This is a genomic window from Deltaproteobacteria bacterium, assembly GCA_030654105.1.
GTDB lineage: Bacteria > Desulfobacterota > SM23-61 > SM23-61 > SM23-61 > JAHJQK01.
The window spans coordinates 1-4,892 of record JAURYC010000053.1 but is presented as its reverse complement, the minus strand read 5'-3'; the positions used below and the strand labels follow the sequence as shown (position 1 = coordinate 4,892).

General features: G+C 50.2%; 6 protein-coding genes. 4 read left to right on the top strand and 2 right to left on the bottom strand.

What is annotated here, in order from left to right; translation table 11 throughout:
- The coding region (locus Q7V48_02240) for a MaoC family dehydratase (protein ID MDO9209558.1) at nt 1–365 on the top strand (365 nt) is incomplete at its 5' end.
- An 84-nt stretch (nt 366–449) separates the two neighbouring features.
- Here the strand turns inward: Q7V48_02240 and Q7V48_02235 are convergent.
- Both Q7V48_02235 and Q7V48_02230 read right to left on the bottom strand, forming a co-directional pair.
- A complete protein-coding gene (locus tag Q7V48_02235; protein MDO9209557.1) occupies nt 450–1,445 on the bottom strand; it encodes a 4Fe-4S binding protein in 996 nt (331 codons plus the stop codon).
- Nucleotides 1,446–2,141: 696 nt separating this feature from the next.
- Nucleotides 2,142–3,455: a radical SAM protein gene (locus Q7V48_02230; protein ID MDO9209556.1), complete on the bottom strand. Its 1,314-nt coding sequence runs from the start codon at nt 3,453–3,455 to the stop codon at nt 2,142–2,144.
- A gap of 474 nt (nt 3,456–3,929) precedes the next feature.
- Between Q7V48_02230 and Q7V48_02225 the strand changes: the two genes are divergently transcribed.
- From Q7V48_02225 to Q7V48_02215, 3 genes are all read left to right on the top strand, one after another.
- Nucleotides 3,930–4,244 carry a hypothetical protein gene (locus Q7V48_02225; protein ID MDO9209555.1) on the top strand — a complete coding sequence of 105 codons (315 nt, stop codon included), beginning with the start codon at nt 3,930–3,932 and terminating at the stop codon, nt 4,242–4,244.
- Nucleotides 4,245–4,429: 185 nt separating this feature from the next.
- Entirely contained in the window at nt 4,430–4,732 is a 303-nt protein-coding gene (locus Q7V48_02220) for a hypothetical protein (protein MDO9209554.1), read from the top strand.
- Nucleotides 4,729–4,892, top strand: a 164-nt coding sequence (locus Q7V48_02215; protein ID MDO9209553.1) for a hypothetical protein, incomplete at its 3' end; no start/stop codon positions are given. The genes Q7V48_02220 and Q7V48_02215, both read left to right, overlap by 4 nt.

Genomic DNA, 4,892 nt, shown 5'->3' with positions numbered 1-4,892 from the left:
CGAAAGCTCCGGACTTTGGGTTTGAAGCCCAAACCGACGTAAATCAAGCTGCGCTCTATCGCATGTCCGGCGATCGCAATCCTCTGCATATCGACCCAGCAGTAGCCAAGGCCGTTGGCTTCAAAGAGCCCATTTTGCATGGGCTTTGTACTTATGGAGTTACCTGCCGCCGGTTTGTCCAGGAAGTCTTGCAGGGAGATTCGGGAAAGATTAAATCTTACTCGGCCCGCTTCAGCAGCCCGGTAATTCCGGGGGAATCACTTCAGACCAAGGTGTGGCAGGCGCGCCCTGACCTTTATCTTCTGGAAGTTTATAATTCTAAAGGGGAGGCCGTTCTCCGCAACGGGGTGATAGAGTCCAGGTAATAAAGTTCGGAGTTATTAGTTCGGAGATCGGAGTTATAAGTTCAAGAGAAATTCTCCGAACTCCGAACTGAGCAGGGTGAAGATTTAAACAGGGATGACCTCCGGGGGACGAACTTCCTTCATGGTAATGGCCTCGGTCGGGCAGGTGACGGTGCAAACGCCACAGCCCATGCATTTCTCCGGGTTGATCCGAGCTTTCGGTTCTTCTCCTTCAATTACGATAGCATCAAAATAGCATCGCTCAAGGCAAACTTGACAGCCAAGGCAATCGTCAGCGTTGACCCAGGCCTGGAAACGGCTCGGGTCAACAAATTTATGAGGGTTGGGCAATTTCCAATTTATGCAGCAATCCCGGCAGCAGTTGCAGATAATATGATCGACCTTTTGACGGTTATCGACGATATGGATCAACCCTTCTTTTTCGGCCTGGTGCAATAAGCCCATGGCTTCCTCTTTGGTGATCGCCCGGCCCGTTCCTCTTTGGAGGGCATAATCGGCAGCACGGTTCACCTGGATACAAATCTCTACAGGTTTACCACATTTCCCATCCACCACCCGGCAGGTGCACCGGGTCACAGCCAGGGTTCTGGCCTGATTGACAATTTCCCGGACATCCTCCAGGGCTAACACTTTTGCTTTGGACTCAATGGTCGCCCCCACCGGGACGATGCGTACAGCTGGTTTAGGAAGAAAAGCTTCGACGACCCTTCCAAACTCCGCCCATTCTTTGGCGGTATATTCCTTCCAGAGGTTGTAGAACTCTGGGGTTGCTCCTGGCCAAAGGATGGAACTGTCGTGAAATTGAGGGACAGTTTTGACCCGGTAGTAGCGAGGATCTCCTTCCTTTTTGGATATGAAAAGCAGTCCTTTAAGGAACAGGGTTTTAACCATCTCCTCTACTTTTTCCTGGGTAATTCCAGTCTTGGTGGATAACTCCGGAACGGTGGCCGCAGGGAAAGCGGCCAGCAGGATTTTGATTTCTTTCTCGTCAGCGATCTTCTCTATGATCCGGGGGAGAATTTTAGATGTAGGAGCCCCTAACAGTTTGGAAAGTTCTTGATACGAATTTTGGTCTGTCATAATCGACGATCTCCTTGTTACAAATTATTGCGCCGGTTGGTTTGCAGAGTTACGCTACTCATTTTTTAAGTTTTCGTCAATGAAAATTTAGAGGATCTAAAATCCTCCACAAAATTCTGTGGAAAAGTTGTGAAAAAGGTGAGTAATGAACCATGTAATTAGAGAAAATCAGTTGTTTTTTTGCAAGTTGCCTATTTTTGAAGCAATAAAAAAATTAATAATATCAATGAATTATTAAGGATATAAAGCAAGAAGCGCTGTGGGATTTATTTTCTGTGGGTTAAGGTTTCCAAAATCATGGATTGTCAACAATTTTTGAGGTGGTGTGTCCGAAAATGCCGAAATAGAGGGGTTCTCCGCTTTCTTTGCGCCGAGGATTTTGATTTGGCTTTCTTCTCCGCCTAGGGCGTTTGCAAGCCTCTGAAATTAAAATTAATTTAATAGCATAGGAAATTCCTTTTTGGACACGGATTCACCCTGTTAGATGTTTACTATCTAACAGGGTAAACCCAGATTATCAGGATAAACTAAAAAGAAAATAATTATCCGCGGTTATCTGCGTAAATCTGCGTCCTATTAAATTTAATTCAAGGGCAACCCTCAGGTAGAAAGCAAAGTCCATTTTTGAATATAAGAGAATTCCCTTTGGAATGGAAAGTGGAAACCTTTTACCCTCCGCTGGAGGCCGGCTATTTGTTATACTTTCCAGGATCTGGGGCGGGTGTTTTCAGCGCAGATCTTGTGCCGGGCGAAGTGGCGCTGCCGCAGGTTGAAGGGGAGGTAGGCAAGATAGGGATGGAGCGCCGGCCAGAAATCTTTCCGTTTCCAGATGGAGGAGAAGCTGTAGAACTCCCGCCAGGCCCACTTCCAACCTTCCCGCAGCTGCTCGGGCTCCATGAGCTGGGGCCGGAAGTGGGGCGCCAGGATCTCCTGGTTGGGCACCAGCCACCATTTATCCTGCAGGAGGCGCCCCTCCGCCTGAAGCCGGGTATAGAGGCGGGTTCCAGGGTAGGGGGTCAGAATGGCAAACTGGGCTAGGATGACCTTGTTGGCGATGGCAAACTCCACGGTGCGCTCGAAGACCGAGGGATCGTCGAAGTCGAAGCCGAATATGAAGGCCGCATAGGCGATGATGCCGTGATCGTGCAGCTTACGGATCACCTCCCCGTAACGCGCCGGGTTATTCTGGGGCTTCCCTATGGTTTTCAGCTGGGGGCTCAGGGATTCGAAGCCGATGAAGAGGGCCTTGCAACCGCTCTTCTGAAGAATCTTGAGGTTCTGCTCATTATCCAGGCCCGCCAGGGAAGCCTCGCCGATCCATCTCAATTTCAGGGGCTCAAGGGCCGTAAAGAGCTTCTGGAAGTAGGGTACGTTGCCGATCACGTTATCGTCGGCAAAAAGAATCCCCCACCGGGTCAGGCCCTGGACCTCGGCGACTACTTTCTCGATCTCGCGCATCCGGAAACGGCTGCCGAAGACCGGGTTTACCGTACAGAAATCGCAATCAAAGGGGCAGCCCCGGGTGGTCTGAACTACATCCAACGGGACGTAGCTGCGGGAGTGGGACTTAAAGATTCCCCGCTGAGGGACCGGAGAGTGGTTCATATCCACCACGCCGTCCTGCCGGTAAAACCTCTGCAGACGGTTGGCCTGGAAATCCGCTATAACGCGGGGCCAGAGGATTTCCGCCTCCCCCACTACAACTACATCGGCATGGGCCGAAGCCTCTTCCGGCAGGACGGTCGGATGGATCCCTCCCAGGACCACCTTGACCCCCTTTTCCCGACAAGCGTCGGCGATCTGGTAAGCCCGATAGGCGGTCTTGGACATCACGGAAATGGCCACCAGGTCCGCACCTTGGAAGCCGTCGTTGAGGTCGATGGGGTGGATCTGATCATCGGAGAACCCCACGTCGATATCGGGAGGGGTAAGGGCCGCCAAGGTGGCTAGGGCCAGGGGGGTCAGACGGGCGCTGTCTTCCGCCGCTGCAGAGATGAATTCAATCCTCATTTGCTATTCATACAGTAAATAAAAGTGTTGAGCAACCTCTTTTTTCTGCTCCGGCAAACAAAACTCGCTGGGGGGCATTCTCTTCAATCAATCTGCCTGACCGCATCAGGGATAAGAGGTCAAAGGGTGGTCTCAAGTCAGTTCAGAACCCGGTCCGCATTCGCGGAAATGGGAAAAGAAAGAAAATTGGTGGATTTATGGAAAACTGGGAGGATGGCAAGAAATTTAGTATTTTTATGGGAATTGTGATATAGAGAAAAAGATTTAAAACTGTTCGCTGGCGGGAGGTTTTTGGTGCAATCGAAAATAAAAAATTTAAAACTCAAGCCTTCATTCAAAGTTTTAGAACCCGGACTTAGAAATTGGCTCTTTTTTTCTTGCACAGTTTTTTGCCTTTTGTTCAATTCCTGCGCAAGCCTAAAAATCATACCAGAAGAAAAGATTGTAAAAGATAAATTTTCCCGCACTTATTCCATGGATTTTACGTCATTCCACCCCAAGCTGAACTCGGCCCTCCAAGAGTATGCCCAAAGGCACAAAGGGAACTCTTTTCGAGTCGTGCGCCTCGGAAGCGACGGGGTCATGATCCGCGGTTATTTTAAAAGTGACAATCATCAGGAGCGTTTTTCTACTGAGATCACGGTAAAACCGGCCGGCCAGAAAAAAACCCGGTTGGAGATTAAACTTTCCGCCAACAATCCTACTGTTTCTCCAGATTCTTTCGAAAAGGCCTCCCAGGAACTTTTCCAGATCATTGCAAGAGGAACGGGAGTCTCCCCCCAAGAATAAAGTATCAGCAGGTCTGCTCCTATTTCGCCCAGCCTGGTGAAAAGCCAGCAGGTCGTTCTAATGCCCGGTTTTTTCTAAAAGAGTTTGGCGAGCCGTTCATCTTTATCTCTTTTCTCTGTTTAAAAGCTGCACAATCCTTTATTCCTAATTGTTCGCCGTGTAAATCAACAAGTCCATAAGCGTTTATGATCTATCAAGCTATGTTTGCCATTATTACCCCTGCCTTACTCATGGGAGCGGTCGCCGAGCGCATGAAGTTTAAAGCCTTTTTTATCTTTACTCTCCTCTGGTCCACTCTGGTTTATGATCCCATCGCCCACTGGGTCTGGGGAACGGGTGGGTGGATCCGCAAAATGGGGGGCTTGGATTTTGCCGGGGGGGATCGTGGTCCATATCAGTTCGGGAGTTTCGGCGTTAGCTGCAGCCATCCTCATGGGAAAACGCAAGGGCTTTGGGGCGGAGCCCATGGCTCCATAGCCTACCGATGACCCTCGCTGGGGCAGGTATCCTCTGGTTTGGATGGTTCGGATTCAACGCCGGAAGCGCCATTGCCGCCGGAATGTTGAGCACCAGCGCTTTCGTAGTCACCCATATCGCCGGGGCTGCAGGGGCCCTTTCTTGGGCGCTGGTCGAGTGGGTTTACAAAGG

Bases quoted from the DNA above. Each gene is read 5' to 3' on its own strand.
- Q7V48_02235 (MDO9209557.1), bottom strand. From the start codon at position 1,445: ATGACAGACCAAAATTCGTATCAAGAACTTTCCAAACTGTTAGGGGCT.
- Q7V48_02230 (MDO9209556.1), bottom strand. From the start codon at position 3,455: ATGAGGATTGAATTCATCTCTGCAGCGGCGGAAGACAGCGCCCGTCTG.
- Q7V48_02225 (MDO9209555.1), top strand. From the start codon at position 3,930: ATGGATTTTACGTCATTCCACCCCAAGCTGAACTCGGCCCTCCAAGAG.
- Q7V48_02220 (MDO9209554.1), top strand. From the start codon at position 4,430: ATGATCTATCAAGCTATGTTTGCCATTATTACCCCTGCCTTACTCATG.